This window comes from Nocardioides sp. 31GB23 (assembly GCF_040012395.1).
Classification (GTDB): Bacteria; Actinomycetota; Actinomycetes; order Propionibacteriales; family Nocardioidaceae; genus Nocardioides; species Nocardioides salarius.
Window position 1 is genome coordinate 17172 of the sequence record NZ_JBDYKJ010000015.1, and the last position, 24861, is coordinate 42032.

The window sequence follows — 24861 nt, forward strand, 5'->3', positions numbered from 1 at the left end:
ACGCCCACGCCCCCTGCGGAGACCTGCGATGAGCGGCGGGCTGTTCGCCCTCCTCGACGACGTGGCCGCCCTGGCCCGCCTGGCCGCCGCGTCGGTCGACGACGTGGGGGCCGCAGCCGGCCGGGCCAGCATGAAGGCCGCGGGCGTGGTCGTCGACGACACCGCCGTGACCCCGCAGTACGTCCAGGGCGTCGCCGCCCACCGCGAGCTGCCGATGATCCGCAAGATCGCCGTCGGCTCGCTGCGCAACAAGCTGCTCATCATCCTGCCGGCGGCCCTGCTGCTCTCGCAGTTCCTGCCCTGGCTGCTCACCCCGATCCTGATGCTCGGCGGCGCCTTCCTGTGCTACGAGGGCGCCGAGAAGATCTGGGAGAAGGTGAGCGGGCACCACCCCGAGGAGACGAGTGCGGCCGAGGCCGCCACCGACCCCGTCGAGGCGGAGAAGCGGATGGTCGCCGGCGCGATCCGCACCGACCTGATCCTGTCGGCCGAGATCATGGTGATCAGCCTCAACGAGGTCGCCGACGAGCCGTTCCTCTCCCGCGCGGTCATCCTGGCCGTGGTGGGGGTGGGCATCACCGCCCTGGTCTACGGCGTCGTGGCGGTCATCGTGAAGGTCGACGACGTCGGGCTGGGCCTGACCCAGCGCGCCTCGGCGACCGCGCAGCGCCTGGGCCACGCGATGGTCGCCGCCATGCCCCGGCTGCTGACCGTCATCGGCGTCGTGGGCACCGCCGCGATGCTGTGGGTGGGCGGCCACATCCTCCTCGTCGGGGTCGACGAGCTCGGCTGGCCCGCGCTCTACGACGCGGTGCACCACCTCGAGGAGCAGGTCCACGACGCGCTCGGCGCGGTGGGCGCGACGGCCGCCTGGCTGGTCAACACCGCGGCCTCGGCCGCCCTGGGCCTGCTGGTGGGCGCTGTGGTCGTGGCCCTGGCGCACCTGCGCCCGCGTCGGGGCTCCGCCGCGAATTCCTGAATCGTTCGCGGCCCCACCTACGCTGGAGGGGTCCGCGTGGGAGATCCCGACGATGCGCAGATGCGCGACGCAGACCTGCTCCAGACGCTTCGAGGAGACAACAAGATGGACTTCAAGGTCGCCGACCTGTCCCTGGCCGACTACGGCCGCACCGAGATCACCCTGGCCGAGCACGAGATGCCCGGCCTGATGGCGATGCGCGAGCGCTACGGCGCCGACAAGCCGCTCGCGGGTGCCCGGATCGCCGGATCGCTGCACATGACCATCCAGACCGCGGTGCTCATCGAGACCCTCGTGGCGCTGGGCGCCGAGGTCCGCTGGGCCTCGTGCAACATCTTCTCCACCCAGGACCACGCCGCGGCCGCGGTCGTCGTGGGCCCCGAGGGCACGCCCGAGGACCCGCAGGGCGTCCCGGTCTTCGCCTGGAAGGGCGAGAGCCTCGAGGAGTACTGGTGGTGCACCCAGCAGATCCTCGACTGGCCTGCTGACACCTACGCCAACATGATCCTCGACGACGGCGGCGACGCCACGCTGCTGGTCCACCTCGGCACCGAGGCCGAGAAGTCGGGCCAGGCGCCCGACCCGGCCACCGCCAAGAGCCACGAGCAGAAGGTCATCTTCGACGTCCTGCAGGCCTCGCTGGCCGCGACGCCGGAGCGGTTCACCAAGATCGGCAACGAGATCCGCGGCGTCACCGAGGAGACCACCACCGGTGTGCTGCGTCTCTACGACATGATGCGCGAGGGCACGCTGCTCTTCCCGGCCATCAACGTCAACGACTCGGTCACCAAGTCGAAGTTCGACAACAAGTACGGCTGCCGCCACAGCCTCGTCGACGGCATCAACCGTGCCACCGACGTCCTGATCGGCGGCAAGGTCGCCGTCGTGTGCGGCTACGGCGACGTCGGCAAGGGCAGCGCCGACTCGCTGCGCGGCCAGGGCGCCCGCGTCATCGTCACCGAGATCGACCCGATCTGCGCCCTGCAGGCGGCGATGGACGGCTACCAGGTGACCACGCTCGACGACGTCCTCGACGTCGCCGACATCATCATCACCGCGACCGGCAACAAGGACGTCGTCTCGGTCGACCAGATGCGCCGGATGAAGCACAACGCGATCCTCGGCAACATCGGCCACTTCGACAACGAGATCGACATGGCCGGGCTCGAGACCTTCCCGGGCGTGCACCGCAAGACCGTCAAGCCGCAGGTCGACGTGTGGACCTTCCCGGCGGCCGAGGGGCGCGAGGCGTCCTCGATCATCGTGCTGTCCGAGGGGCGCCTGATGAACCTCGGCAACGCGACCGGCCACCCGTCGTTCGTGATGTCGAACTCCTTCACCAACCAGGTGCTTGCCCAGATCGAGATCTTCACCAAGCCCGCGGAGTACCCCGTCGGGGTCTACGTGCTGCCCAAGCACCTCGACGAGGAGGTCGCCCGGCTGCACCTCGGTGCGCTCGGCGTGAAGCTCACCGAGCTGTCCGGCGACCAGGCGGCCTACCTCGGCGTCGACGTGGCCGGGCCCTACAAGTCCGACCAGTACCGCTACTGAGCACGACCACCGACGACGAGTCGTCCCTGGCACCACGACCGGCGTGCGCGCCGGCGTGGTGCCAGGGTGCAGGATGGGGACCATGAGCGAGGCAGCGAGCCGCAACGAGTACGCCACCAAGGGGCGCGTGCTCGTCGTCGACGACGACGCCTCCCTCGCCGAGATGCTCACCATCGTGCTGCGCCAGGAGGGCTTCGACAGCCGGATGGTGACCCGCGGCGACCTGGCTCTCGAGGTCTTCCGCGACTACCGCCCCGACGTGGTGCTGCTCGACCTGATGCTGCCCGGCAAGGACGGCATCGACGTGTGCAAGGAGATCAGGGCCGAGTCCGGTGTGCCGATCGTGATGCTGACGGCCAAGGGCGACACCGTCGACGTGGTGGTGGGCCTGGAGTCGGGCGCCGACGACTACGTCGTCAAGCCGTTCAAGCCCAAGGAGCTGGTGGCGCGCATCCGTGCCCGGGTCCGGCGCAACGACTCCACGTCCCAGGCGGAGAACCTCACGATCGGGGACCTGTCCATCGACGTCGCCGGCCACCAGGTCGCGCGCGGCGGTGAGCCGGTGAGCCTGACGCCGCTGGAGTTCGACCTGCTCGTGTGCCTGGCCCGCAAGCCCTGGCAGGTCTTCACCCGCGAGGTGCTCCTCGAGCAGGTGTGGGGCTACCGGCACGCCGCCGACACTCGCCTGGTCAACGTGCACGTGCAGCGGCTGCGCTCGAAGATCGAGCACGACCCCGAGAACCCGGAGGTCGTGGTGACCGTGCGTGGCGTCGGCTACAAGGCCGGGAACGCCTGAGCGAGGACACGTTGGCGACCGGGGCGCGCGGGGCGCTGACGTTCTGGCGTCGCTCCATCCAGGCGCGGGTGGTGGCCAGCACCGTGCTGCTCTCGGCCGTCGTCGTGGGCGTGGTCGGGTGGCTCCTGCTGCAGCAGACCCGCGACGGCCTGCTCGACCAGCGGGTCGCGGCGGTGGTGGCCGAGGCCGGCAACGAGACCGACGACGCCCGCGCCCGGCTGCAGTCGGCGCCGTTCAACGACGTGGACGCCACCCAGCAGCAGCGGGCCCTGGTCGAGCCGATCATCGCCCGGGGAGCCACTCGCGACTTCGCGGTCGTGCTGGCCGGCCCGACCGGTGCCGGCGACCTCAGCGAGGGCGGGGCCACCTACACCCGTGGCCTGGACCGCACCTCGGTGCCCGCCTCCCTCGTCGAGCACTTCTCCGAGGTCGCGGAGCCGGCGTGGACCTACACGCGGATCCGGCGCGAGGGCCCCGACGGCACCAGGGTCGTCGAGCCCGGCGTCGTGGTCGGCTCCCAGGTGACCCTGCCGGCCGACGGGCGCACCTACACCCTCTACCTGCTCTTCCCGCTCTCCGGCGAGGAGCGCACGCTCGACCTGGTCAGCCGGGCGCTGCTCACCGCCGGCTCGCTGCTCCTGGTGCTGGTCGCGGGGGTGGCCTTCCTGGTCACCCGCCAGGTCGTCACCCCGGTGCGGATGGCCAGACGCGTCGCCGAGCGGCTGGCAGCGGGCCGGCTGCGCGAGCGGCTCGAGGTCAAGGGCGAGGACGACCTGGCCCGGCTGGCGACCTCGTTCAACCAGATGGCCAGCAACCTGCAGCGCCAGATCCGCCAGCTCGAGGAGCTCAGCCGGGTCCAGCAGCGCTTCGTCTCCGACGTCAGCCACGAGCTGCGCACGCCGCTGACGACCGTCCGGATGGCCGGCGACGTCCTGCACGACGCCCGGGTCGACTTCGACCCCGTCTCGGCGCGGGCCGCCGAGCTGCTGCAGGTCGAGCTCGACCGGTTCGAGACGCTGCTCTCGGACCTGCTCGAGATCAGCCGCTTCGACGCCGGCGCGGCGGTGCTGGACCTCGACGACGTCAACCTCACCGACGTCGCGCACCGCGTCGTCGACAGCACCGCACCGCTGGCCGCGCAGCGCGGGGTGCACCTGGTCGTGCGTGCGCCCGACGACCACCCGTGCCTGGCCCAGGCCGACGTGCGCCGGGTCGAGCGGATCGTGCGCAACCTGGTCACCAACGCCATCGACCACGCCGGGCCGGCCCGCGAGGGCGGTAGCACCGAGGTGATCGTGCACGTCGAGGGCGACCAGCACTCGGCGGCGGTCGCGGTGCGCGACCACGGGGTGGGCCTGGCCCCGGGGGAGTCCGCGATGGTCTTCAACCGGTTCTGGCGAGCCGACCCGGCTCGGGCCCGCACGTCGGGCGGCACCGGCCTGGGCCTGGCGATCTCCCTCGAGGACACCCATCTGCACGGCGGCTGGCTGCAGGCCTGGGGCCGCCCGGGCGAGGGCGCCCAGTTCCGGCTCACGCTGCCGCGCCGGGCCGGCGAGCCGCTGCGCCGCAGCCCGATCAGCCTGATCCCCGACGACGCCGTGGAGCCAGTGTGACCAGCGTGACGCGTGTGACCCGTGTGCCCCGCGCAAGACGCCTGCTGGGCGCCGTGCTCCTGCCGCTGCTGCTGCTGACCGGCGGGTGCGTGGGCATGCCCGAGAGCGGCCCCGTGGTCGGCGCCGGCGTCGGCGACGAGGTCGACGCCGACACGGGCGGGGTGCCGGCCATCGACGCCCGGGCACCGCAGGAGGGGCAGAGCGCGACGGAGGTGGTGCGCGGCTTCCTCGACGCGATGCAGGCCTGGCCCCGCGAGCTGACGACCGCCAAGGAGTACCTGTCCTCCGACGTCGCCGCCACCTGGAACCCGGACGGCCTGGTGACCTACGTCGAGGCCCAGCCCCCGCAGAGCACCAGCAGCGACCGGGTCTCCCTGCGGCTCGCCGGGGCCGACCGGCTCGACACGCGGGGCGCCTTCCAGGGCGCGCTGTCGTCGTACGAGTCGATCCTGCAGTTCTCGCTCACCACCGAGGACGACCAGCTGCGGATCACCAACCCGCCGGCCGACCTGGTGGTCCCGCAGACGTGGTTCGAGGCCCGCTACGACCAGCTGGCGCTCTACTTCCTGGCGCCCGGCGGCGACGTGCTGGTGCCCGAGCCCGTCTTCGTGGCCGACGACGACAAGCTGGCCAGCACCCTCATCGCCGGGCTCGTCGCGGGGCCCGACGACGAGCGCGCCGCCCGGTCGCTGCTGCCGCCCGACGTCTCGCTGGAGCTGTCGGTGCCGGTCTCCGACGACGGCACCGCCGCGATCGAGCTCACCGGCGAGGCCACCGCGCTGACGCCGACCGAGAACGCCCAGATGCTCGCGCAGCTGGCGTGGACGCTGCGCCAGGACCCCGACATCGAGGCGTTCACGCTCAGCATCGGCGGCCAGCGGATCCGCCTCGCCGACGGCGAGGACCGGATCCCCGTCGACGCCGGGGCGCGGCTGGACCCGACCGGCTACCAGGCCAGCTCGCTGCTCTACGGCCTGCGCGACGGGCTGCTGGTCTCCGGCACCCCCGGGTCCCTCGACCCGGTCGACGGACCCTTCGGCCAGAGCGACCTGGGTGCCCGCAGCGTCGCCGTCGACCTGCGCGGCGAGCGCGCCGCCGAGGTGACCGGCGGCGGCACCACGGTGCTGACCGGCCCGGTGCGCGGCGACGAGGACGTCGTCACCACCCTGCAGGACGCCACCGACCTGGCCGCGCCCGCCTGGGACCACAGCGACCGGCTCTGGCTGCTGGACCGCACCGCCGACGGCGCCGAGATCCGCTGGTCGCGTGGCCGGCGCGGCTCGGTGGTCGAGGTGCCGGGCATCACCGGCGAGCAGGTCAAGAGCTTCCTGGTCTCGCGCGACGGCACCCGGCTGGTCGCGGTGGTGCGACTGGCGCGCTCCGACGAGGTGCGCGTCGCGCGGCTGCGCCAGGACCAGCGTGGCCGCGTCGTGGGCGCCTCCCGGGCCCGGGCGCTGGAGCCGCAGGAGGCACCGGGGCGCATCGTCGACCTGGCCTGGCGCACCGCCACCACCATCGCGGTCCTCAACCGCCTCAGCCCGGCCAGCGGGAAGGTGAGCACCATCGGCGTCGACGGCGCGCCGACCGGGCTCGCCGGCATCACCACGACCCTGGGGGGCGCGACCTCCCTGGCGGGCTCGCCGGTGCCCGAGCAGGTCGTCTACGCCGTCACCGGCAGCGGCCTGGTCGACCTGTCCGTGGCGGTGCGCGGCCCCCAGGTGCTCGACGAGGGCGTCACCTACGTCGGCTACGTCGGCTGAGCGTGCGGCCCCGGGCCGCGGCCGTCCACAGGATCGCCGGACCCGGTTGAGCCCGGGGCCGGCACCTGGTGGCATCGGCGGGTGCTGCTGCGCGACGCCGCCCTCGACCTGCTGCTGGGCAGCGCCTGCGTGGGCTGTGGCGAGCCGGGCCGGCTGCTGTGCGCCGGCTGCGCCGCGGGCCTGCCCGCCGCTGCCGTGCCGGCCCGCCCCGACCCCTGCCCGCCGGGGCTGGTGGACTGCCGGGCGGCGGGGGACTACGACGCGGTGCTGCGCGCGCTGATCCTGGGCCACAAGGAGCGCGGCCTGCACGCGCTGCGGGTCCCGCTGCGGGACCTGCTGCTGGTGGCGCTCGGGCCGGCCCTCGCCGGGCTGGGCGGGCCGGGCGGCACCGGCGGGCTGGTGCTGGTCCCGGTGCCCTCGCGCGCAAGCACGGTCCGGGCCCGCGGGCACGACCCGACGTGGACGATGACGCGCGGGGCCGCGGCGGCGGCCGCCCGCTGCGGCCTGCCCGTGAGCGCCGCGCGGCTGCTGCGGCTGCGTCCCGGGGTGCTCGACCAGGCCGGCCTCGACACGGCCGCTCGCGCGGCGAACCTGACCGGCTCGATGACCTGCCCCTCGCCCGGGCTGCGGCGCCTGGCCGCCACGCACCCGCGGGCCCAGGTGGTCGTGTGCGACGACGTGGTGACCACGGGCTCCACGCTGCGCGAGGCCCAGCGCGCCCTGGAGGCCGTCGGGGTCGGCGTGGCGGGCGCGGCCGTCGTCGCGGCGACGCGGCGGCGGCGCCCGTCGGGGGCCGGCCCAGGGTGAAAGGTGCGGGGGTCCCTTTCGCCGCGACCGCGCCTCGCCTATCGTCTCGTCATGGAGTCCGTCCGGGTCCGTGGTTGCGTCGTCAGGACGCGCCGGCCAGCCCGGACGTCCTCGCGGCAAGCCGATGCCAGTCGCAGGCGAAGCGGTCCACGTAAGTCGGTGCGCGGGGCGCGAGCCCCGGGCGCACGACGATCACGGTGCGGCTTAGACGTAAGTCCTGCCCCGGTCCGGCCACCAGATGTGGCCGTCGCCGGGAGAAGGTGGGTAGTGGCAGAGAAGCTGCGAGAGCCTCAGCAGGCGATTGTGGGGTCGAAGACCAGGTCGGCCGGGCGGGCTCCATCTCGTTCCCACCACCGGGCGCAGCGCGTCCGGTGGTCGGCCTGGCGCCGTCCTGCGCGCGCAGCGCGACGGGGAGGCGTGCCAGGAGCCTGAGAGGTAACCCATCGCGCACCTGGTGCGCACGAGGAGGTTCACATGGAAGTTGTGGTCACCGGCCGGCACTGCGAGATCAAGGAGGGCTTCAGGGCCCACTGCTCGGAGAAGCTGGCGAAGCTCGAGAAGCACGACCACCGGATCATGCGGGTCCACGTGGAGGTCGACTGCGAACCCAACCCCCGCCAGCACGACCGCGCCGTGCACGTGGAGCTCACCGCCTTCTCCAAGGGCCCGGTCATCCGGGCCGAGGCGGCTGCCGACGACAAGATGGCCGCTCTCGACCTGGCGCTGGACAAGATGGCGCGCCAGATGCAGCGCGCCGCCGACCGGCGCCGGGTGCACCGGGGCCGCAAGACCCCGGTCTCGGTGGGCGAGGCGCTCTCCGGCACCCCGATGGTCCAGGACCTCGTCGGCGACGACGAGAGCGGGGAGACCGAGACCGAGCGCGAGGTCGGGCCCGTGGCCATGGACGGCGACGGACCGATGATCGTGCGCGAGAAGACCCATCCGGCCAGTCCGATGACCCTCGACCAGGCCCTCTACGAGATGGAGCTGGTGGGCCACGACTTCTACCTGTTCGTCGACAAGGAGAGCGAGCGGCCCTCGGTGGTCTACCGGCGCCGGGGCTACGACTACGGCGTGCTCTCGCTGGACCTGGGCCAGGACTGACCTGGCCCGGTCGCACCAGCTCCGCGTGGCCGACGAGACGACGGGTCCCGCTGCGGCGGGCGCCGAACCCATCCGCGTGATGGTGGTGGACGACCAAGAGCTCTTCCGTCGCGGCCTGACGATGCTGCTCGGCGTCGAGGACGGCATCGAGGTCGTCGGCGAGGCGGGCGACGGGATCGAGGGCACCACCCTGGCCGCGGCCGTGGCACCCGACGTCGTCCTGCTCGACATCCGGATGCCCAAGCGCACCGGCATCGAGGCCTGCCAGGCGATCAAGGAGGCCGTGCCCTCGGCCAAGATCATCATGCTCACGGTCTCCGACGAGGAGGCCGACCTCTACGAGGCGGTCAAGAGCGGCGCCTCCGGCTACCTGCTCAAGGACTCCTCCATCGAGGAGGTCGCCCAGGCGGTGCGGGTCGTGGCCGACGGCCAGTCGCTGATCAGCCCCTCGATGGCCGTCAAGCTCATCGACGAGTTCAAGCAGATGAGCAAGCCCGAGCGCGAGCACGTGCCCGGGCTGCGCCTGACCGAGCGCGAGCTCGAGGTGCTGCGCCTGGTGGCCAAGGGCATGAACAACCGCGAGATCGCCAAGCAGCTGTTCATCTCCGAGAACACCGTCAAGAACCACGTGCGCAACATCCTCGAGAAGCTGCAGCTGCACTCGCGGATGGAGGCGGTCATGTACGCCGTGCGCGAGAAGCTGCTGGACCTGCCGTAGCGGCCGTGCCCCCGACCACCCAGACGCTGAGCCGTTCCCAGGCGCGGCGCGTCGCGCTGGCCGCCCAGGGCTTCACCGACCCGCCGCACGCGACGCCCACGATGCGCACCCTCGAGCGCGCGCTGCGCCGCACCGGGGTGCTCCAGGTCGACTCGGTCAACGTGCTCCAGCGCGCCCACTACGTGCCGCTGTACTCGCGGATGGGCCCCTACGACACGGCGCTGCTGCACCGCGCCGCCGAACGCTCGCCGCGGCGGATGGTGGAGTACTGGGCGCACGTGCAGGCCTTCATGCCCGTCGACCTGTGGCCGGTGATGCGCCACCGCATGGAGGACCACCGCGCGCGGCGGGGGAAGTGGCGGGTCGTGGAGGCCGACCCGGCGCTCGAGGCCGGGGTGCTGCACGCCGTCGACGTGCTGGGCGCCTCGACCTCGCGCGAGGTCGCGGCGTACCTGGGGGAGGGGCCGGCGTCGTCCAAGGACCACTGGGGCTGGAACTGGTCGTCGACGCGACGCATCCTCGACTACCTCTTCACCGTCGGCGACGTCGCGGTGGCCTCGCGCACCTCGCAGTTCGAGATCCGCTACGACCTGCCCGAGCGGGTGCTGCCGCGAGCGGTGCTGGACGCGCCGGTGCCCGGCGTGGCCGAGGCCGCCGTCGAGCTGGTGCGCCGGGCCGCGCGCTCGCACGGCGTGGCCACCGAGCGCTGCCTGGCCGACTACTACCGGATGCGGGCCCAGCCGGCCCCGGGGCTGGCCAGCGCCCGGGAGGCTGTGGCCACCCTGGTGGAGACCGGCGAGCTCGAGCCGGTGGCCGTCGAGGGCTGGTCGCGCCCGGCGTACCTGCACCGGGACGCCCGGCTCCCGCGCCGGGTGCGCGCCCGGACGCTGCTGAGCCCCTTCGACCCGGTGGTCTGGGAGCGGGAGCGCACCGAGCGGATCTTCGGCTTCCGCTACCGCATCGAGATCTACACCCCGGCCGCCCAGCGGGTGCACGGCTACTACGTGCTGCCGTTCCTGCTCGGGGAGCAGCTGGTGGCCCGGGTCGACCTCAAGGCCGACCGGCGCGTCGCCGGGGGCGAGCTCGTGGTCCGGGGCGCCTTCGCCGAGCCCGACGCGCCCGAGGAGACCGCGCCCGAGCTGCTCGCCGAGCTGCACCGGATGGCCGCCTGGTCGGGCCTGGCCGGCCTGCGGTTCGAGGGCCGTGGCGACCTGGTGCCGCGGTTAGGGGCTCTCCACGGCGCTGGGTAGAGTGAAGGCGCCGAGGCGTGAGCCGTCGTCGGTCGTCCACAGCAAGGAGCAGCTACGCCGTGCCCGTGATTCTCGACAAACTCCTCCGCATCGGCGAGGGGAAGATCCTGCGTCAGCTCGAGGGGATCGCGAAGGCCGTCAACGCCATCGAGGACGACTTCGTCGCGATGAGCGACGCCGAGCTCCAGGCCATGACCGGCGAGCTGCGCCAGCGCCACACCGACGGCGAGAGCCTCGACGACCTGATGCCCGAGGCCTTCGCCACGGTGCGCGAGGCCGCCAAGCGGGTGCTGGGCATGCGTCCGTTCGACGTGCAGGTCCAGGGCGGCGCGGCGCTGCACCTCGGCAACATCGCCGAGATGAAGACCGGTGAGGGCAAGACGCTGGTCGCGGTGCTGCCCTCCTACCTCAACGCCCTGTCGGGCAAGGGCGTGCACGTCGTCACGGTCAACGACTACCTGGCCAAGTACCAGGCCGAGCAGATGGGCCGGGTGCACCACTTCCTCGGGCTCACCGTCGGGGTGATCACCCCCGACCTGCGCCCCGACGCCCGCCGCGAGCAGTACGCCTGCGACATCACCTACGCGACCAACAACGAGCTGGGCTTCGACTACCTGCGCGACAACATGGCCTCCTCCATCGAGGACTGCGTGCAGCGCGGCCACAACTTCGCCGTGGTCGACGAGGTCGACTCGATCCTCATCGACGAGGCCCGGACCCCGCTGATCATCAGCGGCCCGACCCAGGACGAGGTCAAGTGGTACGGCGAGTTCGCCAAGATCGCCCGTCGTCTCGAGAAGGACGTCGACTACGAGGTCGACGAGAAGAAGCGCACCATCTCGGTGCTCGAGCCCGGGATCACCAAGGTCGAGGACCACCTGGGCATCGAGAACCTCTACGAGTCGGCCAACACCCCGCTCATCTCGTTCCTGAACAACTCCATCAAGGCCAAGGAGCTGTTCCGCAACGACAAGGAGTACGTCGTCATGAACGGCGAGGTGCTCATCGTCGACGAGCACACCGGCCGGATGCTGGCCGGGCGCCGCTACAACGACGGCCTGCACCAGGCCATCGAGGCCAAGGAGGGCGTCCAGGTCCGCGAGGAGTACCAGACGCTGGCCAACGTCACGCTGCAGAACTACTTCCGCCTCTACGACACCCTGTCGGGCATGACCGGCACGGCCATGACCGAGGCCTCGGAGTTCGACAAGATCTACAAGCTCGGCGTCGTGCCGATCCCGACCAACCGCCCGATGGCGCGCATCGACCAGCCCGACCTGGTCTACCGCACCGAGGAGGCGAAGTACGACGCCGTCGCCGACGACATCGCCGAGCGCCACGCCAAGGGCCAGCCGGTGCTGGTGGGCACGGTCTCGGTGGAGAAGTCGGAGTACCTCGGCGCGCTGCTGAAGAAGCGGGGCATCCCGCACAACGTGCTGAACGCCAAGGTGCACGCCGACGAGGCGAAGATCGTGGCGATGGCCGGGCACCGCGGCGCGGTCACCGTGGCCACCAACATGGCCGGTCGAGGCACCGACATCATGCTCGGTGGCGCGGTGGAGTTCCTCGCCGACGCCGAGCTGCGCGCCAAGGGCCTCGAGCCCTCCGGCGAGAGCGCCGAGGAGTACGAGGCCGCCTGGCCCGCGACCGTCGAGCGCGTGCGCGAGCAGGTCAAGGCCGACCACGACGAGGTCAAGGGCCTCGGCGGTCTCTACGTCGTGGGCACCGAGCGGCACGAGTCGCGCCGCATCGACAACCAGCTGCGCGGTCGTTCGGGCCGCCAGGGCGACCCGGGCGAGTCCCGGTTCTACCTGTCGCTGCAGGACGAGCTGATGCGCCTGTTCAAGTCCGACTGGGTCGACCGGGTGCTCCAGGTCCTCAAGATCCCCGACGACGTGCCGATCGAGAACAAGCGGGTCACCAATGCGATCGCCAACGCCCAGGGCCAGGTGGAGTCGCAGAACTTCGAGTCGCGCAAGAACGTCCTGAAGTACGACGACGTCATGGACCGCCAGCGCAAGGTCATCTACGCCGAGCGCCGCGAGGTGCTCGAGGGCGCCGACATCGAGGAGCAGATCCGCACCTTCATCGACGACGTGGTGCGCGGCTACGTCACCGGGTCCACCCAGGGGCTGCCGGAGGAGTGGGACCTCGAGCAGGCCTGGACCGACCTGGCGCAGGTCTACCCCGTCGGGGTCGACCTCGACGAGCTGGTCGCGCAGGCCGGCGGCACCGCCAACCTCGACCGCGACACCGTGATCCAGCGGCTGCGCGCCGACGCCCAGTCGGCCTACGACGCGCGGGTCGCCGAGATGGGCGAGGAGGTCGCCCGCGAGCTCGAGCGCCGCGTGATCCTCTCGGTGCTCGACCGCAAGTGGCGCGAGCACCTCTACGAGATGGACTACCTGCGCGAGGGCATCTACCTGCGTGCCTACTCCCAGCGCGACCCGCTGGTGGAGTACCAGCGCGAGGGCTTCGACATGTTCGCGGCGATGATGGACGGCATCAAGGAGGAGACCGTCGGGTTCCTCTTCAACCTCGAGGTCACCGTCGACGAGCAGCAGGACGAGGACGAGGAGCAGGTCCTCACCGTCGCGCCCGGTCTCCGGGCCCCGGTGCTGGGCCAGCAGGGCGAGGCGCCGCACATCCACGCCAAGGGCCTCGACGCCCCCAGCTCGCCGCAGAACCTCACCTACTCGGCGCCCGCCGAGGACGGCGAGGCCGAGGTGCGCGCCGACGTCGCGACGGCGGAGGACCCCTACGCCGGGGTCAGCCGCAACGCCACCTGCCCCTGCGGGTCGGGCAAGAAGTTCAAGCAGTGCCACGGCGCCCCCGGTGGGCCCACCGGCACGACGGCTCGCGCCCAGGGCTGACGACCAGGGCTGACGACCAGGGCTGACGAGGCTCAGGCGAACTGGAGGGCGGTGCACAGCCACCGCTCTCCGGTTCGCGCGCCGGCTGCACCCGCGGGTGCCCGGCGCTCGAAGCGCGCCGCGATGGCCCGGGAGCGGTGCCCGTAGCGCACGTGCACGCTGCTCTCGAGGATGTCGCGGCACGGGAAGCAGGTGTGCACGCTGAGCACCTGGGGGCGCACCGGCTGCACCCGGGCCAGACCGGGCTGGTGAGCACCTGCGCGTGCCACGAGCTGCGCACGGCGGGTGAGGTCCTCGTAGACGCTGCGAGTGGTCCAGCGCACGAGCTGGGACGCCGGGCGGTCACCGCCGACCACCTCGACGACCGCCTGGGCGAACGACCCGACCCACTGCTCGCCCTCGCGCCGGGCGCGCTGGTCGATGGGCAGCACCTGCCCGGGGGTGCCGGGACGTGCCCGGGGTGCCCGCGGCGGGGCGGTGCGCGGCTGCAGGTCGAGCGCCAGGGTGCCCTGGACGGCCGCCAGCGGCACGGTCTCGGGGACCCGGTCGCGGTCAAGCGGGAAGGTGGTCATGGCGTGCTCCTCGGGTGGTCGTGGGGGCGGGTGCCCAGGTGGATGTCCGGATGGCTGGTCAGGCGGGTGGTCAGGCGGGTGGCAGGCGCAGGACCTGGCCGGGCAGCAGCAGGTCGGGATCGGGGCCGACGACGTCGTGGTTGGCCGCGTGCACCCGGGGCCAGTACGCCGCCACCGCGGCGTCGTCGGGAGGCCGGGTGCCGTCGGCCAGGTGCGCGGCGCTCAACGACCACAGGCTGTCGCCCGGCTCGACCCGCACCGCCTCGACCCGCACCGCCTCGACCCGCACCGGCTCCGTGCCCGTGCGGTGCGCCGCTCCGGCGGCCCGCTGGGGCAGCGGCAGGCCGACGAGCGGGTCGGTCGGGCCGGCGCCGAGGACCGTGCCCTGCTGGAGGTGGTCGGGTGTCGCCGCCGCGGGGACCACGCCGGCCGCGGTGGCCCCCACGAGGGCCAGTCCGCAGGCGCGCAGCACCAGGCGGCGCAGCGACCGGGGGACTCCCGGTGAGGACGCGCCCGGCCCGCGACCCGAGCGCGCCTCGACGACGACGGCGGTCACGCAGAGCCACCCCCACGCGGTGCAGGCGAGCAGCGCCGCGCTGCACGCGCGCACCAGCAGGTCGTCGAAGCCCCGGGCAGGAGCGAGCGTCGCCGACGCCAGGAGCGCCAGCAGCGGCGCGGCCGTCGCGGTGGCGGCGCCCCAGACCAGCAGGCAGCGTGCGGCGGTGGCGTGTATGACGTCGATCATCCCGAGAACCTGTCGATCGTTGCGTTTGCGTCTGTTTGCGTCATTCAACGCTCGTTCGACGGGGTCGTCAATCGTCCGTCCACAGGCTCCGCCGAGGCGGGCCCACGTGAGAGAGTCACGGGCATGACGTGGGAGGACGAGCTCTTCGACGTGCTCGACGACCTCGAGCAGCAGGCCGAGGCGCTCTACGACGCCGAGCGCAGCCTCGAGCTCGCCGACCGCGCGCGGGCGGCGTACGCCGAGGTGAGCATGGCCAGCCGGCTGATGGCCGCGACGGGCACCCGGGTGCGCCTCGAGGTGCGCGGCGTCGGGCCGGTGGGCGGCACGCTCGAGCGGGTGGGGACCGGGTGGCTGCTGGTGCGCGGGCCCGCGCAGGACTGGGTGCTGCGCACGGCGGCGATCACGGCCGCGCACGACCTCCCGGAGCGCTCGGTGCCCGAGGTGGCCTGGCCGGCCACGGCGCGGCTCGCGGTGGGCTCGGCGTTGCGCCGGCTCGCCGACAGCGGCGAGCGCTGCGTGCTGCACCTGGTCGACGGCTCACGCCACGACGGCGTCCTGCAGCGGGTGGGCGCCGACTTCGTGGAGGTCGTGGGCGCGGGTCGCCGGGTGGTGCTGGTCGCGACCGACGGGCTCGCGGCGGTGCAGAGCCGCGACGACGGCTAGGGCCGACTCACGCCCGTGGGGCGTGGCTCAGGTCGCCTCGAGGTCGTACGGCGGCGTCTCGCCGTCGTCGAGGGGGCGCACGCCGGGGCGGCGCTGCTCGCGCTCCTCCTCGTCGTCGGCGTCCTCCATCGCCTCGATGATGTGCTTGCGCACGATCGTGCGCGGGTCGAGGTCGCGCAGCTCGAGGTCGGCGTACTCGGGACCGAGCTCGGTGCGCAGCTCGTCGCGGGCGTTGTTGGCGAACTTCTTGGCCATCTTGAGCCACTGCCCGGCCTGCCGGGCCAGGTCGGGCACCTTGTCGGGCCCGAAGACCACGATGGCGACCAACGCGATGACCGCCAGCTCTGCCAGCCCGATTCCGAACACGCCGACAGCCTAGGGGGCTGGGCTCAGAACTTGCTGGTCGGCGTCAGCCCGAGCTGCATGCCGGCCAGGCCGCGACCCCGTCCGGCGAGCCGCTCGGCGACCGAGGAGAGCACCTGCGCGGCGGGGGCCGTGGGGTCGGCGTCGACGATCGGCTTGCCGACGTCGCCGCCTTCGCGCAGCGAGAGGTCGAGCGGGATCTCGCCCAGCACCGGCACGTCGTAGCCGAAGCGGCCGGAGAGGGTGGCGGCCACCCGCGCGCCGCCGCCGCTGCCGAAGATCTCGAGGCGGTGCTCGACACCGTCCTCGGCGCAGTGCGGGCAGGGCAGGAAGCTCATGTTCTCGACGACGCCGACGACGCGCTGGTGCATCATCGAGGCCATCGTCCCGGCGCGCTCGGCGACCTCGGCCGCGGCCTCCTGGGGAGTGGTGACGACCACGACCTCGGCGCCCGGCAGGTGCTGGCCCAGCGAGATCGCCACGTCGCCGGTGCCCGGCGGCAAGTCGAGCAGCAGCACGTCGAGGTCGCCCCAGTAGACGTCGGCGAGCATCTGCACGAGCGCCCGGTCGAGCATCGGGCCGCGCCAGGCGACGACCTGGTCGCGGCGCGGCTTGAGCATGCCGATCGAGATGACCGAGACGCCCGAGGAGGTCGGCACGGGCATGATCAGGTCCTCGACCTGGGTGGGGCGGGCGTCGGCGACGCCGAGCATCGCCGGCACCGAGTGGCCGTAGATGTCGGCGTCGACGATGCCGACCTTGAGGCCGCTCTTGGCCATCGAGAGGGCCAGGTTGACGGTGACCGACGACTTGCCGACGCCGCCCTTGCCGCTGGCGATCGCGAAGACCTTGGTCAGCGAGCCGGGCTGGGCGAAGGGGATCTCGCGCTGCGCCTTGCCGCCGCTCAGCACCTCCTTCAGGCCCGAGCGCTGCTCGTCGGTCATCACGCCCAGGGTCAGCGCCACGTCGGTGACGCCGGGGACCTTGCCGACGGCCGTGGTCACGTCACGGGTGATGGTCTCCTTGAGCGGGCAGCCGGCCACGGTCAGCAGGACGGTGAGGGTGACGACACCGGAGTCGGAGATCTCGACGGTGTCGACCATGCCGAGGTCGGTGATCGGCCGCTTGATCTCGGGATCGTTGACCGTCGCCAGCGCTGCCTGGACCTGCTCGAGGGAGGGACTGCTCATGATCCCCGAGTCTAGGTGGTGCCCGGGCGGACCCGGGCCCCGGCCGGGGTGGGCCGGGTCTCAGCGGCTCACGGGCGGCTCCCGGGCGGCTCCGGGCGCTCGTCGCGGCCCTCGCGCCCGTCCCGCCCGTCCCGCTCGTCGCGGTCGTCGAGCTCGGCCAGCAGGGAGCGCAGCTCGCTGCGCACGAAGTCGCGGGTCGCGACCTCGCCGACCGACATCCGCAGCGAGGCCACCTCGCGGGCCAGGAACTCCATGTCGGCGTGCGCGCGGCTGTTGGCCTGGCGGTCCTGCTCGGCGATGACCTTGTCGCGCTGCTCCTGGCGGTTCTGGGCCAGCAGGATCAGCGGCGCCGCGTAGGAGGCCTGGAGGCTGAGCATCAGGGTCAGGAAGATGAAGGGGTAGTCGTCGAAGGCGATGCCGCCGGGGGCGGCGACGTTGAAGGCGAGCCAGAACGCGACGAACATCGTCATGTAGAACAAGAAGCTCGCCGTGCCCATGAAGCGCGCGAACTGCTCGGCGAAGACCCCGAAGGTCTCGGAGTCGTAGGCCGGGCGTCGCACCAGCTGGCGGCGGGCCTCGCGGGGGGTGTCGAGGCGGCTGCGGCGCTGCTCAGCCACGCGGCACCCCCGGGGTCACCTTGCGGGGGCGCCGGTCGCGCCAACCCTCGGGCAGCATGTGGTCGAGCAGGTCGTCGACCGTGACGGCACCCAGCAGGTGGCCGTTCTCGTCGACCACCGGGGCCGCGACCAGGTTGTAGGTGGCCAGGTGGGCGGCGACCTCGTCCATGCCGGCCTCGGCGCGCAGCGACTCCATGCTGTCGTCGAGGGCGCCGGCCACCAGCGTCGACGGCGGCTCGCGCAGCAGCCGCTGGATGTGGCCCACCCCGAGGAACTTGCCGGTCGGCGTCTCCAGCGGCTGGCGGCAGATGTAGACCTGCGAGGCCAGCGAGGGGGTCAGGTCGGGGTTGCGCACGTGGGCCAGGGCGTCGGCGATGGTGGCGTCGGGGCCCAGGATGACCGGCTCGGGCGTCATCATCGCGCCGGCGGTGTCCTCGACGTACGACATCAGGCGCCGCACGTCCTCGGCCTCCTCCGGCTCCATCAGCGCCAGCAGGGTCGCCGCCGTCTCGGGCGGCAGCTCGGCGATCAGGTCGGCCGCGTCGTCGGCCGACATCTCCTCGAGCACGTCGGCGGCGCGCTCGTCGCCGAGGTGGCTCAGGATCTCGACCTGGTCCTCGTCGGGCATCTCCTCGAGCACGTCGGCCAGCCGCTCGTCGTCGAGCGCGCCCACCACCGCGGCGCGCCGCTCCAGCGGCAGGTCGTGGATCATCGTGGCCGCGTCGGCCGGGCGCATCTCGTTGAGCGCGTGCACCAGGTGGGTCGCCCCCTGGGTCTCCTCGCGCCGGGTCAGCCCCTCGACGTCGCGCCACTCGGCCACGTGCGTCTGCCCGCGCCGACGCAGGCCCTTGGCGGGCTCCTGCACGGCCACCCGGCTCAGCACCCAGTCGCGGTTGCGCGCCTGCTCCATCGCGACGTCGTAGACGACGCCGGTGACGCCCTCGCCCGGCCCGTTGCCCCGGATCGTGACGGTGCGGTCGAGCATCTGGCCGATCACCAGGGTCTCGGTGGAGCGCTGCTCGAAGCGGCGCATGTTGAGCAGGCCGGTCGTGTAGACCTGGCCGCTGTCGATGTTGGTCACCCGGGTCATCGGCACGAAGATCCGGCGCCGGCCGAAGACCTCGGCCACCAGGCCCAGCACCCGTGGCTGGCTGACCTCGGAGCGCACGGCGACCACGAGGTCGCGGACCTTGCCGACCTGGTCGCCGCGCGGGTCGAAGATGGGCAGCCCGACCAGCCGTGCGGCGTAGACGCGGGACGGGCTCGAGCTCACGTGACCAAACTAGCGTCCGCGCCCCGGGTCCGCTGCGATGGCACGATGGGCGGGTGCGCGTCGTCCTCCACGTGGGCCTGCCCAAGACGGGCACCACTTACCTCCAGGCCCTGCTCGCCGGTCAGCGCGACGCGCTGCGGGCCGGCGGGGTCGTCCACCCGTTCGTGCGCCCCGGCGCGATGTTCGAGGGTGCGGTCGAGGTGCGCGGCAGCGCCGCCAAGTTCGGTCTCGACCCCGCCCGGGTCGAGGGCACCTGGCAGGCGCTGTGCGAGCGGGCCCGCGTCTTCCTGGAGCAGGAGGGCGGCTCGACGGCGGTGCTGAGCCACGAAGTGCTGGCGGGCGCCACGCCCGAGCAGGTGCGGCGGGCACTGACGCCGCTGGCCGGGCTGGAGGTGCACGTGGTGGTCACCGCGCGCGACCTGGGCAGGCAGGCGGTGGCGCACTGGCAGGAGGAGGTCAAGCTGGGCTCGACCGCGAGCTTCGCCGAGCTCGAGCGCGACCAGCTGCGCTGCGACACCGGCCGCGACGCCGGACCCGACGCCGGCGGGCGGCGCCCGCACTTCTGGCACGCCCAGGACTTCGCGGCCGCCCTGGAGCGCTGGAGCGGGCCGCTGCCCGCCGGGCGCGGCCACCTGGTGCTGGCCCCGCCGCCCGGTGCCCCCCGCGAGCTGCTGTGGCAGCGGTTCGCGGCGGCCTGCGGCATCGACCCGGGGCTGCTGGACCCGACGGTCGAGGTCGGCGCCAACCCGTCCCTGGGCGCCGCGCAGGTGGCGCTGCTGCGCGAGGTCAACCGGGAGGTGCAGCGCCTCGGCGAGCGGGGGAGCGGCCTCGACGCCGCGCAGCGCCACCAGGTGGTCAAGCGTGGGTACGCCGAGGGCGTGCTCGCCGCGCAGCGCGGGCGGCCCGCGCGGGCCCCGGCCGCGCTGGCCGACGTCCTCGGTCCTCCGGCCCGGCGCTGGCTGGAGGAGGTGCTGGCCGCCGGGCACTCCCTGCACGGCGAGCCCGACGACCTGTCCCCGGTGCTGGCCGGCCCCGGTGAGGACGGTCCCGACGTCGCGCCGCCGCCGGGGGCCGACCCGGTCGCCGTGGCGCGGGAGCTGGTGACCTCCGCCCGTCCCCGCAGGCGGCGGTGGTGGCGTCCGTCGACTCCATGAGCCGCCGGTGTGACGTCGGGTACCCTCGACGCCGCGCCACCCCGACACGCCGCAGCCATGGAGAGGGACACCGATGACCAAGCACGCCGGTGCCCCCGCCGGCCCCGGCGGTCCGCTCGTCCAGGGCCTGCTCGCGGGCGTGCTGACGCTGGTCATCGGGGCCGTGGGCGTCCTGCTGGTGCTCTCGCGCGACGGCGACGCGACCGTGGTCGGCGCCGACGGGCAGCCGGTGGCCGAGGCCAACCGGGCCGGGCCGCGCAGCATCGTGACCGGCGTGGTGATGCAGCCCGAGGAGTGGCTGGGCGAGCCCGGTGAGACGCGCACCCCCTCGCCGCAGAAGATCCGAGGCGGCGGGCGCCTGGCGCGCGCCGCCCAGCGCGCTACGCAGCGCGAGGAGGAGGAGGAGACGCAGGCTCCCACGACCTTCCGGGTCAGCTCGTTCAACGTGCTGGGCGCCAACCACACCAAGCCCGGGGGACGCCATGCGCGCTTCACCGACGGCGTGACCCGGATGCGCTGGGCCGTGCAGATCCTGGCCGGCCAGGGCGTGAGCGTCGCCGGGCTGCAGGAGCTGCAGGCGCCGCAGTACAACACCCTGCGCTCGGTCGCGCCGGTCTGGCAGGTCTACCCGGGCCCCGGGACGGGGCCGGGCCCGTTGGCGAACTCGGTCGTGTGGCGCAGCGACGTCTGGACCCGGGTCGAGGCCCACACCGTGCCGATCCCCTACTTCAACGGGCGGCGGGTGCCGATGCCCTACGTGAAGCTGCAGCACAACCAGACCGGCCAGCAGGTCTGGTTCGCCAACTTCCACAACCCCGCCGACGCCAAGGGTCCGGCCCAGAAGTGGCGCAACGCCGCGGTGGCCATCGAGGCCCAGCTGGCCAACCGGCTCACCGCCGACGGCACCCCGCTGGTGATGACCGGCGACTTCAACGACCGGGCGGAGTTCTTCTGCCCCATCACCCGCAGCACCAGCCTGCGCGCCGCCAACGGCGGCTCCACCGGCAGCGCCTGCGCGCCCCCGGCGCGGATGAACGTCGACTGGATCCTCGGCTCGCCCGACATCGCCTTCTCGCAGTTCGCGGCGCTGGAGACCGAGCTGGTCAACCGCACCACCGACCACCCGGTCATCGTGGCGACCGCCGCGATCGGCGGGTCGGAGGAGTAGCTCCCGCGCGCCTCAGCGGTAGTAGGTCGAGGGGCACTGCTCGCCCGCGCAGCTGCTGGTGCGGCGCACCAGCTTCTTGAGCCGGGCGACCTGGTCGGCGTACCGGGGGTCGCCGGCGATGTTCTCCATCTCCCACTCGTCGACCTCGCGGTAGTAGACCTCGGCGCGTCCGGCCCGGTTCTGCACGTAGGTCCACGGGCCCACCACGACGCCGCGGTAGAGCCGCTTGCGCCCGCGCTGGACCGGGTAGGCCTCGATCGGGACGACCCGGCGGTCGGCGTCGCTGCCGATCCAGGGGAGGACGTCGACCCCATCCACCTCGGCGGTGGGCCGGGCGCCGGCGAGGGCGGCGAAGGTGGGGGCCCAGTCGACGTTGGTGACCGGGGCCTGGCTGGTGGTGCCGGCCTCCAGGCCGGGGCCGCGGACGTACATCGGCACGCCCACCATCTCGCGGAAGTACCAGAGCTTGCCCTCGAGGTTGTGCGCGCCGAGCGTGTAGCCGTTGTCGGAGGTCAGCACCACGTAGGTCTCGTCGAGCTGCCCGGTCTCCTCGAGGGTCTCGATGGTGCGCCCCAGCGCGCGGTCCACCGACTGCAGCGACTCGATGCGCTGCTGGTGCGCCTCGGTCATCTGCGCACGCCGGTCGGCCGAGACCGTGCGCTGGGTGGGGCGCACCAGCACCTTGTCGCTGACGTCCTCCTCGAACATGTTCGGGGTGTCGGGCAGGTCCAGGTCGGCGAAGGTGTCGACGTCGCGGGGCGCCGGCGTCGTGGTCTTCACCGGGTCGGGGTCGTCGGGGAAGAGCACCGCCGGGTCGTCGGGGGCGTCGGGGCCGCCGTGGTGCGGGGCGACGTAGTTCAGCCACATGTACCAGGGGTCCTCGGCGCGCGCCGGGTCGCGCAGCATCTCCTCGCTCTGCTCGGAGAGCAGGGTGGTGGAGTAGGTCTCGAAGCGCTGCTCGACGCCGTCGACGCTGACCTTGGGGCGCACGAAGTTGTACGTCGTGGGGTCGACCAGCCCGCGCCAGCCCGTCCAGCCCGGCGGCACGACGGTGCCGTCCTCGTAGCCGTTGAGGTACTTGCCGAGGAAGAACGTGTCGTAGCCGGCCTCCTGGAGCCACACCGCGAGGGTCTCGGACTCGTCGAGCGCCTCCAGGCCGTGCCCGCCCTCCTCGGTGGTGTTCCAGGTGCCGTGGTTGTGCGAGTGCTGCCCGGTCATCAGCGAGCTGCGCGCCGGCACGCAGATCGGGTTCGGCGCCAGGGCGCCGCGCAGGGTGACCCCCTCGTCGACGAGCAGCTCCTGCAGCCGGGGCATGTGGACCATGTCGCCCCAGGCGGCGTCGTCGAGGGTGATCATCAGCAGGTTCGGCTGGTCCGGGGAGTCCACCGGCACCGGCTCGGCGAGCCCCTCGTCGCCCGTGGGCAGCACGACGTCGGAGGGGCGGGGGTCGCGCACCGCCGCACGCCCGGGGTCGGTCTCGTTGCGCGGGGGCGGGCTCGCTGCGGGGGTCGCCCCGGTCTCGGAGTCGCCGGGCGTGGGGTCCGGGCCGGTGCACCCGGCCAGGGCCAGCGCGGCCACCACCGCGGCGGCGCCCAGCCGTCGGGTGCCGATGGTGCGCGACATGGGGGAGGAGCTCCTGACGGTGGCGGACGGGCGCCGCCGAGTGTAGGTGCTCAGCCCAGGGGACCGGTCAGCACGTTGAACCGCTGGTCCCGGTTCATCAGGCTGCCCGGCAGGGCGGGCAGGCCCAGCACGCTGAGCACGAGGTTGGCGACCACGCCGGTGTGGATCGGTGCCGGCGTCTCGTAGCCGTCCTGCTCGTTGCCGGGGTCGGTCCACTGCGGGTTGAGGTCGTAGAGGTCGGCCCCCGGAACGACGCCCGGGCCCCACACCATCAGCGGCACGGTGTAGTTGCCGTCGCGCTCGTTGTCGCGCGCCGCGCCGTCGACACCGCCGTTGGTGCCCGCGACGACGAGCAGGGTGCGCCCGGCGAGCTTGCGCGAGCCCTCGATGCTGCTCATGGTCCGCCCGATCATCCGCTCGATCTTGCCGACGAACTTGGTGTAGCGCTCGGAGCCGAAGCCCGACTTGCGCCCCACCTTGTCGAGGCTGGACAGCTCGGCGTACGTGAACGCGGCGGGGCGACGCTCGAGGCGGGCCCGCAGGTCCTCGACGAGGCGGTAGTCGTTGCCGCCGCGGAAGTACTTGTCGACCTTGTCGGCGCCGTCGTCGAAGCCGTAGGGGTCGCGCCCGCCGTTGGCGGCGTCCCACGAGCGGTCGACCATGTCGATGCGGTTGCGGTTGGCGGCCAGGTAGGTGCGCCCGCCCTGGTTGTGCACCAGGTCGAAGACGCTCGAGACGTAGCGGCCGGCGGTCGATCGGACCACCTCTCCGCGATCGTTGTTGTAGGTGACGCCGTGACCGAGCGCGGCCGCGTCGACCCGGCGCCCGGTCAGCATCGACAGCACGTTGGGCAGCGGGGAGGTCGACTCGACGGTGGTGCGAGCGTTGAGCGTCACCGCCCCCTCGGCGGCCAGGCGGCCGTAGGGGCCCGAGGTCAGGTCGAGGGCCGAGGAGCGCAGCCCCTCGACGCCGATGACCACGACACGGTCGATGGGCGAGGCCTGCACGGCGGCGGAGGGCACCACCGCGTCGGCCACGATGACCGGGTGGTCGGTGGTGGCCTTGACCAGCTCGTCGGTGAGCGCGGCGTACCCGGTGAAGACGGTGGGCGCGGTGCCCAGGAGCCAGTCGACCTTCATCGCGGGGGGCGTCTGGCAGCCGCTGTCGTCGGAGCCGCCGCCGTTGGCGGCCTCGAGCTCGGTGCGGGCCACCACGGGGCAGAAGAACTCGTCGCGGTCGTTCATGTCGCCGGTGAAGAAGACCGGCACCCCGGGGTGGTCGGCGCGCAGCTGGTTGACGAGGTTGGCCTCGCGGCGCACCGCCTCGTCGCGCCACTTCTGCGCCGGCCCTCGGGCGTCGGCGGGGTTGTGGACGTTGAGGAACCAGGCCTGCTGGCCGGTCTCGACGTGCTCGAGCAGCACGTAGGGCATCCTGATCTCGTTGCCCTTGAAGTAGGGGATCTTGATCGACTCGGTGCGCAGCGCGCGCCACTGCGCGGTGCGCCAGGCGATCGAGTTGTGCATCGGGGCCGTGCCGAGCTTGTTGCCCGGGAAGAGCCCGAACCGGTCGCTCTCCCACTCGGTGAACTTCGCGAACTGGGCCTGGTGCATCTCCTGGAAGCCCACGACGTCGATGCTCTCGCGGTCGAGGAGCTGGATCGCGCGCTCGAGGCGCGGGCCGCTCTTGTCGAAGCCCTTGCGCGGGTTCTTGCCGTCGGTGTGCCCCGCGCCGAGCAGGTTGAAGGAGCTGACCTGGAAGGTGAGCGGGCCCGCCGCCTGTTCGCCGAGGACGGTGCGCTCGCCCGGCTGGGCCGGGGGTGCCGCGCTGCTGGAGCCGGCGGTCGTGGCGACCCCGGTGAGCAGCAGCGTGGTGGCGAGGAGTGCGGTCGTGAGTCGGCGACCGGACCGGGGGGGAGCGATCCTGCTGGGCCTCATGGGTACGACGTCCTGACGTGCTCGCTGGTGGGAAGGCCCTGCGGCGTTGCGTGCGGGGCCAGCGGTGCTGGTGATGCTACTGTGACGAACCGTGTTTCGTCTCGTGCT

General features: G+C 73.0%; 21 protein-coding genes. 13 read left to right on the forward strand and 8 right to left on the reverse strand.

The annotated features are described in order from the left end of the window. Positions 1 to 28: 28 nt before the first annotated feature. The 10 genes from ABKW28_RS06645 (at position 29) to secA (ending at position 13451) form a co-directional block, all read left to right on the forward strand. Positions 29 to 979, forward strand: coding sequence for a DUF808 domain-containing protein (locus ABKW28_RS06645; protein WP_348607500.1), 951 nt, complete (start codon positions 29 to 31; stop codon positions 977 to 979). A 60-nt stretch (positions 980 to 1039) separates the two neighbouring features. Next, positions 1040 to 2530, forward strand: coding sequence for an adenosylhomocysteinase (gene ahcY / locus ABKW28_RS06650; RefSeq protein WP_307823055.1), 1491 nt, complete (start codon positions 1040 to 1042; stop codon positions 2528 to 2530). A gap of 82 nt (positions 2531 to 2612) precedes the next feature. Then, positions 2613 to 3326 (forward strand): MtrAB system response regulator MtrA, encoded by a 714-nt coding sequence (mtrA, locus tag ABKW28_RS06655; RefSeq protein WP_193667167.1) that lies wholly within the window; start codon positions 2613 to 2615, stop codon positions 3324 to 3326. Between the two features lie 11 nt (positions 3327 to 3337). Further along, positions 3338 to 4939 carry an MtrAB system histidine kinase MtrB gene (gene mtrB / locus ABKW28_RS06660; RefSeq protein WP_227491144.1) on the forward strand — a complete coding sequence of 534 codons (1602 nt, stop codon included), beginning with the start codon at positions 3338 to 3340 and terminating at the stop codon, positions 4937 to 4939. A gap of 14 nt (positions 4940 to 4953) precedes the next feature. Further along, positions 4954 to 6699 (forward strand): LpqB family beta-propeller domain-containing protein, encoded by a 1746-nt coding sequence (locus ABKW28_RS06665; protein ID WP_193667168.1) that lies wholly within the window; start codon positions 4954 to 4956, stop codon positions 6697 to 6699. Positions 6700 to 6780: 81 nt separating this feature from the next. Continuing rightward, the gene (locus tag ABKW28_RS06670; protein ID WP_348607502.1) at positions 6781 to 7506 is read left to right on the forward strand and encodes a phosphoribosyltransferase family protein; all 726 of its coding nucleotides are present in this window, start codon (positions 6781 to 6783) and stop codon (positions 7504 to 7506) included. A 474-nt stretch (positions 7507 to 7980) separates the two neighbouring features. Continuing rightward, complete coding sequence (gene raiA, locus ABKW28_RS06675) at positions 7981 to 8610, forward strand: ribosome-associated translation inhibitor RaiA (RefSeq protein ID WP_193667169.1); 630 nt, start codon at positions 7981 to 7983, stop codon at positions 8608 to 8610. A gap of 79 nt (positions 8611 to 8689) precedes the next feature. Beyond that, positions 8690 to 9328: a response regulator transcription factor gene (locus ABKW28_RS06680; protein WP_193667294.1), complete on the forward strand. Its 639-nt coding sequence runs from the start codon at positions 8690 to 8692 to the stop codon at positions 9326 to 9328. Positions 9329 to 9333: 5 nt separating this feature from the next. Further along, positions 9334 to 10578 (forward strand): crosslink repair DNA glycosylase YcaQ family protein, encoded by a 1245-nt coding sequence (locus ABKW28_RS06685; RefSeq protein ID WP_307823056.1) that lies wholly within the window; start codon positions 9334 to 9336, stop codon positions 10576 to 10578. A gap of 59 nt (positions 10579 to 10637) precedes the next feature. Further along, positions 10638 to 13451, forward strand: a complete 2814-nt coding sequence (secA, locus tag ABKW28_RS06690; protein ID WP_348607505.1) for a preprotein translocase subunit SecA — start codon at positions 10638 to 10640, stop codon at positions 13449 to 13451. A 32-nt stretch (positions 13452 to 13483) separates the two neighbouring features. Here the strand turns inward: secA and ABKW28_RS06695 are convergent, their stop codons facing one another. Together ABKW28_RS06695 and ABKW28_RS06700 are read right to left on the reverse strand one after the other, a co-directional pair. Then, entirely contained in the window at positions 13484 to 14023 is a 540-nt protein-coding gene (locus ABKW28_RS06695; RefSeq protein WP_193667171.1) for an Rv3235 family protein, read from the reverse strand. A 70-nt stretch (positions 14024 to 14093) separates the two neighbouring features. After that, positions 14094 to 14768 carry a LysM peptidoglycan-binding domain-containing protein gene (locus ABKW28_RS06700; RefSeq protein ID WP_204797262.1) on the reverse strand — a complete coding sequence of 225 codons (675 nt, stop codon included), beginning with the start codon at positions 14766 to 14768 and terminating at the stop codon, positions 14094 to 14096. Between the two features lie 123 nt (positions 14769 to 14891). Here ABKW28_RS06700 and ABKW28_RS06705 point away from each other — a divergent pair, with 123 nt between their 5' ends. Beyond that, on the forward strand, positions 14892 to 15431 hold the full coding sequence (locus ABKW28_RS06705; protein WP_193667172.1) for a hypothetical protein: 540 nt from the start codon (positions 14892 to 14894) through the stop codon (positions 15429 to 15431). Between the two features lie 27 nt (positions 15432 to 15458). Here the strand turns inward: ABKW28_RS06705 and ABKW28_RS06710 are convergent, their stop codons facing one another. From ABKW28_RS06710 to ABKW28_RS06725, 4 genes are all read right to left on the reverse strand, one after another. Next, positions 15459 to 15797, reverse strand: coding sequence for a sec-independent translocase (locus ABKW28_RS06710; protein WP_193667173.1), 339 nt, complete (start codon positions 15795 to 15797; stop codon positions 15459 to 15461). 23 nt (positions 15798 to 15820) lie between these two features. Next, positions 15821 to 16984: a P-loop NTPase gene (locus tag ABKW28_RS06715; protein WP_348607508.1), complete on the reverse strand. Its 1164-nt coding sequence runs from the start codon at positions 16982 to 16984 to the stop codon at positions 15821 to 15823. Positions 16985 to 17052: 68 nt separating this feature from the next. Continuing rightward, a complete protein-coding gene (locus ABKW28_RS06720; protein WP_348607510.1) occupies positions 17053 to 17601 on the reverse strand; it encodes a DUF1003 domain-containing protein in 549 nt (182 codons plus the stop codon). Further along, positions 17594 to 18874 (reverse strand): CBS domain-containing protein, encoded by a 1281-nt coding sequence (locus ABKW28_RS06725; protein WP_348607513.1) that lies wholly within the window; start codon positions 18872 to 18874, stop codon positions 17594 to 17596. Before ABKW28_RS06725 ends, ABKW28_RS06720 begins: the two co-directional genes overlap by 8 nt. A 53-nt stretch (positions 18875 to 18927) precedes the next feature. Here ABKW28_RS06725 and ABKW28_RS06730 point away from each other — a divergent pair, with 53 nt between their 5' ends. Further along, positions 18928 to 20028, forward strand: coding sequence for a hypothetical protein (locus tag ABKW28_RS06730; protein ID WP_348607516.1), 1101 nt, complete (start codon positions 18928 to 18930; stop codon positions 20026 to 20028). A 73-nt stretch (positions 20029 to 20101) separates the two neighbouring features. Then, positions 20102 to 21196 carry an endonuclease/exonuclease/phosphatase family protein gene (locus tag ABKW28_RS06735; protein ID WP_348607518.1) on the forward strand — a complete coding sequence of 365 codons (1095 nt, stop codon included), beginning with the start codon at positions 20102 to 20104 and terminating at the stop codon, positions 21194 to 21196. 12 nt (positions 21197 to 21208) lie between these two features. Here ABKW28_RS06735 and ABKW28_RS06740 read toward each other — a convergent pair whose 3' ends face one another. Next, positions 21209 to 22819, reverse strand: coding sequence for a sulfatase (locus ABKW28_RS06740; RefSeq protein ID WP_348607521.1), 1611 nt, complete (start codon positions 22817 to 22819; stop codon positions 21209 to 21211). Between the two features lie 50 nt (positions 22820 to 22869). Continuing rightward, positions 22870 to 24753: an alkaline phosphatase family protein gene (locus ABKW28_RS06745; protein WP_348607524.1), complete on the reverse strand. Its 1884-nt coding sequence runs from the start codon at positions 24751 to 24753 to the stop codon at positions 22870 to 22872. Positions 24754 to 24861: the final 108 nt, after the last annotated feature.

Coding starts and splice junctions, on each gene's coding strand:
- ABKW28_RS06645 (WP_348607500.1), top strand. CDS start 29: ATGAGCGGCGGGCTGTTCGCCCTCCTCGACGACGTGGCCGCCCTGGCC.
- ABKW28_RS06705 (WP_193667172.1), top strand. CDS start 14,892: ATGACGTGGGAGGACGAGCTCTTCGACGTGCTCGACGACCTCGAGCAG.
- ABKW28_RS06735 (WP_348607518.1), top strand. CDS start 20,102: ATGACCAAGCACGCCGGTGCCCCCGCCGGCCCCGGCGGTCCGCTCGTC.
- ABKW28_RS06715 (WP_348607508.1), bottom strand. CDS start 16,984: ATGAGCAGTCCCTCCCTCGAGCAGGTCCAGGCAGCGCTGGCGACGGTC.
- mtrA (WP_193667167.1), top strand. CDS start 2,613: ATGAGCGAGGCAGCGAGCCGCAACGAGTACGCCACCAAGGGGCGCGTG.
- ahcY (WP_307823055.1), top strand. CDS start 1,040: ATGCGCGACGCAGACCTGCTCCAGACGCTTCGAGGAGACAACAAGATG.
- raiA (WP_193667169.1), top strand. CDS start 7,981: ATGGAAGTTGTGGTCACCGGCCGGCACTGCGAGATCAAGGAGGGCTTC.
- ABKW28_RS06680 (WP_193667294.1), top strand. CDS start 8,690: ATGGTGGTGGACGACCAAGAGCTCTTCCGTCGCGGCCTGACGATGCTG.
- ABKW28_RS06695 (WP_193667171.1), bottom strand. CDS start 14,023: ATGACCACCTTCCCGCTTGACCGCGACCGGGTCCCCGAGACCGTGCCG.
- ABKW28_RS06740 (WP_348607521.1), bottom strand. CDS start 22,819: ATGTCGCGCACCATCGGCACCCGACGGCTGGGCGCCGCCGCGGTGGTG.
- ABKW28_RS06745 (WP_348607524.1), bottom strand. CDS start 24,753: ATGAGGCCCAGCAGGATCGCTCCCCCCCGGTCCGGTCGCCGACTCACG.
- ABKW28_RS06700 (WP_204797262.1), bottom strand. CDS start 14,768: ATGATCGACGTCATACACGCCACCGCCGCACGCTGCCTGCTGGTCTGG.